This window comes from Streptomyces sp. NPDC002156, assembly GCF_053593675.1.
Genome location: NZ_JBSFDA010000345.1, coordinates 1 through 3,370 on the forward strand (window position 1 = coordinate 1; position 3,370 = coordinate 3,370).

The 3,370-nt window shown below is 66.1% G+C and carries 3 protein-coding genes and 1 rRNA gene; all 4 read right to left on the reverse strand.

Going from position 1 to position 3,370, the window contains the following annotated elements; all coding sequences use genetic code 11:
- Positions 1-140: 140 nt before the first annotated feature.
- Entirely contained in the window at positions 141-1,316 is a 1,176-nt protein-coding gene (locus ACWCRB_RS49485) for an acetoin utilization protein AcuC (RefSeq protein ID WP_451002325.1), read from the reverse strand.
- A complete protein-coding gene (locus ACWCRB_RS49490) occupies positions 1,267-2,496 on the reverse strand; it encodes an MFS transporter (RefSeq protein WP_451002326.1) in 1,230 nt (409 codons plus the stop codon). Before ACWCRB_RS49490 ends, ACWCRB_RS49485 begins: the two co-directional genes overlap by 50 nt.
- 23 nt (positions 2,497-2,519) lie before the next feature.
- A complete protein-coding gene (locus ACWCRB_RS49495; RefSeq protein ID WP_451002327.1) occupies positions 2,520-3,215 on the reverse strand; it encodes an HAD family hydrolase in 696 nt (231 codons plus the stop codon).
- 74 nt (positions 3,216-3,289) lie between these two features.
- Positions 3,290-3,370, reverse strand: a 5S ribosomal RNA gene (gene rrf, locus ACWCRB_RS49500); the annotation flags it as partial.

Here is a 3,370-nt window from a genome sequence, read left to right on the forward strand (position 1 = left end):
ACCCACCCACGTGCCACCACCCCCCAGCCCGTCCGGCGTTTGAGGACGAGGCCGTTCAGGCCGAAAGGGGGGGTCTGGGGGCGCAGCCCCCAGGAAGGGGATGGGACGGGTAGGGGCGGCGGGGGCGAGAAAAACCCGACCTAAGCCAACAACCCCCGCAACGGAAAGACCGCCCGACGCGCAGCGATGACCGCCTGGTCAAGACGGTCGGCGGGGTCATACCCCGACTCCCAGTCCGCGTAGGCCACCGGCCACCGCCCATCAGTCATCCGAGCCGGCGCCAACTGCCGCGTACGAGCAAAAACCTCCTGCCGCCACCCCTCCGGAATCACAGCCCCAGGCTCAACAGCCCGCCCCGCCGCAATAGCCACGAGATGCGTCCAGGACCGCGGCACAACCTCAACCACCGCGTATCCCCCACCCCCCAACGCAACCCACTTCCCACCCGCGTACTCATGCGCAAGCTCATGACAGGCAACCTGCACAGCCCGCTGCGCATCCAACGACACGGCAAGATGAGCAAGCGGATCCTCAAAATGCGTATCGGCCCCATGCTGAGTGACCAGCACCTGCGGCCGAAAATCCGCGATCAGCTCAGGCACAACAGCGTGAAACGCCCGCAACCACCCGGCATCCCCGGTCCCCGCCGGCAACGCCACATTGACGGCGCTCCCCTCCGCAGCCCCAGCCGCCCCCGTCTCCTCAGGCCACCCGGTCTGCGGAAACAACGTACGCGGATGCTCATGCAGCGAGATCGTCAGAACCCGCGGATCCTCCCAGAACGCGGCCTGAACCCCGTCCCCGTGATGCACATCCACATCCACATACGCGACCCGCTCGGCCCCCAGCTCAAGCAACCGGGCAATGGCCAACGAGGCGTCGTTGTAGATACAGAACCCGGACGCGCCCCCAGGCATCGCATGATGCAGCCCACCCGCGAAGTTCACACCATGCAGAGCCTCCCCACCCCACACAGCCTCCGCGGCCCCCACCGACTGCCCCGCGATCAACGCGGACACCTCATGCATCCCGACAAAAGCAGGATCATCAACGGTCCCGAGCCCGTACGCCGAGTCAGCCGCCCCCGGATCAACCGAAGCCGCCTTCACCGCCTCGATGTAGTCCTCACGATGCACAAGCCGCAACGTCGACTCCCCGGCCGGCTTCGCCGAGACGACATCCACATCCCGGTCGAGCCCAAAGGCATCGACAAGTCGCCGGGTCAGGGCGAGCCGAACCGGATCCATCGGATGGTCCGGCCCGAAGTCATACCCCGTTACTGCCTCGTCCCACATCAGCTGTGCGCGCCCGCTCATGCCCGTCACCGTATCGGGCCGGTCCAGGATCGAACGACCCCGCATACCTCAACGTCACCAGGACCAACACCATCGGTACGAGCATCGCCCCGCGGTAGCTCCACAGATCACCCAGAGCACCCACCAGAGGCGAGCCGATCAAGAACCCGACGTAGTTGAAGATGTTGAGCCGAGCAACGGCGGCATCCGACGCCCCCGGGAACAACCGCCCGGCGGCGGCGAAGGTCTGCGGCACGATCACACAGAGCCCGAGCCCCAGCAAGGTGAACCCGAGCATCCCGACCCAGGCCCCCGGCGCCGCAGCCACGACACCGAACCCGAGCGCAGCCACCAGCGCCCCCGCCCGTACGACGGCCACGGCCCCGAACCTCCGCACCCCGAGGTCCCCGATGGCCCGCCCGACAAGCGTGGTGACCATATACACGTTGTACGGAACGGTGGCGAGCTGCTCGGAACTCCCGAGCACGTCCTGCAGATACTTCGCACTCCAGTTGGAAACGGTCGAGTCGCCGATATAGGCGAAGGTCATCACCAGACACAGCGGCAACAACATCTTGAAGACGATGCCACCGGACGCACCCGCATCCCTCACCCCACCCGGAACCACGTCCTCCTTCGCCTCACCGGCATCGACGTACCACCGGCTCCCGACCAGCACGACCGGCAACAGCACAACCACAACAGGCAGGTAGGACACAAACAGATCGAGATGCCAGTGCGCACCGACCCAGGCCAGCGAGGCGCCCAAGATCCCACCGAGGCTGTACACGGCATGGAACCCGAGCATGATGCTGCGCCCGTACGCCCGCTGCAGACTCACGCCGAGCATGTTCATCGACGCGTCGAGCGCACCCACGGCCAGCCCGAACGCCCCCAGCGCCACAGCGACTTCGGCCACATGATCACCGGCGCCGACACCGAGCAGCGCCAGCAGTACGACGGGCTGCGACCACCGCAGTACGAGGCTGGGCGGCACCCGCTTGACCAAGTGCTCGGTGCAGACACTGCCGACTCCGGCCAGCACCGGCACGGCGGCCAGGAAGGCGGGCAGCAGCGCGTCGGATATCCCGTACCGGTCCTGGATCGCGGGGATACGCGTCACGAGCAGCGCAAAGGCGACGCCCTGGGCGAAGAAACTGAACGCCAGCGAGGCTCTACCGCGCCGCAGCACATCTGTCATGGCCGCGAGCGTAGGGCCCAGGCTTACCCGTGGGTAGATGAATCAGAAGATGAATTTTCCTCATCTTCGACGCGACCCATCAGCAGCTCACCCAACTCCCCCATGCCGCCGAAGAGTCGAGTGGCCCCGACGAGCCGCTCTGCAGGGGTCATCGCGGTGAATCCGAGCACATCCATCCCGGCGGCAACAGCGGCCTGCACCCCCAGCGGACTGTCCTCCACCACCACACACCGCCCCGCCTCCACCCCCATGCGCTCCGCCGCATAGAGGAACAGATCGGGCGCCGGCTTCCCCCGCCCCACGTCCTGCGCACTGAAGACCCGCCCACCCTCGAACCACTGCTCAAGCCCGGCGGCCCGATGCCCGACCCGAATCCGCTCATGGCTCCCGGAGGAAGCCACGCAGTACGGCACCCCGTCGGCCCTCAACTTCTCCAGTACGTCGACCACGCCGGCCACCGGCTCCAACTCCCGCTCGAAGGCGGCGAACACCCGAGCATGAAAGACATCGTCGAAGTCGTCCGGCAACCGCCGCCCACTCCGCTCCTCGACCAGATCGTGTACGCGGTGCATGGCGGAGCCCATGTAGTCGCGGATGGAGTCCTCGTACGAGGTCGGATGCCCCAGCTCGGTGAGATAGGCGGCCAGCAGCGTGTTGGAGATCGACTCACTGTCGACGAGCACACCGTCGTTGTCGAAGATGACGAGGTCATAGCGCATAACAGAGACCCTAAATAACTCCGGAAACGCAGAAAACCCCCGCACTCGAAAGTGCGGGGGTTTTCGCAATATTTGTTCGGCGGTGTCCTACTCTCCCACAGGGTCCCCCCTGCAGTACCATCGGCGCTGTAAGGCTTAGCTTCCGGGTTCGGAAT

Coding starts and splice junctions, on each gene's coding strand:
- ACWCRB_RS49485 (WP_451002325.1), bottom strand. CDS start 1,316: ATGAGCGGGCGCGCACAGCTGATGTGGGACGAGGCAGTAACGGGGTAT.
- ACWCRB_RS49495 (WP_451002327.1), bottom strand. CDS start 3,215: ATGCGCTATGACCTCGTCATCTTCGACAACGACGGTGTGCTCGTCGAC.
- ACWCRB_RS49490 (WP_451002326.1), bottom strand. CDS start 2,496: ATGACAGATGTGCTGCGGCGCGGTAGAGCCTCGCTGGCGTTCAGTTTC.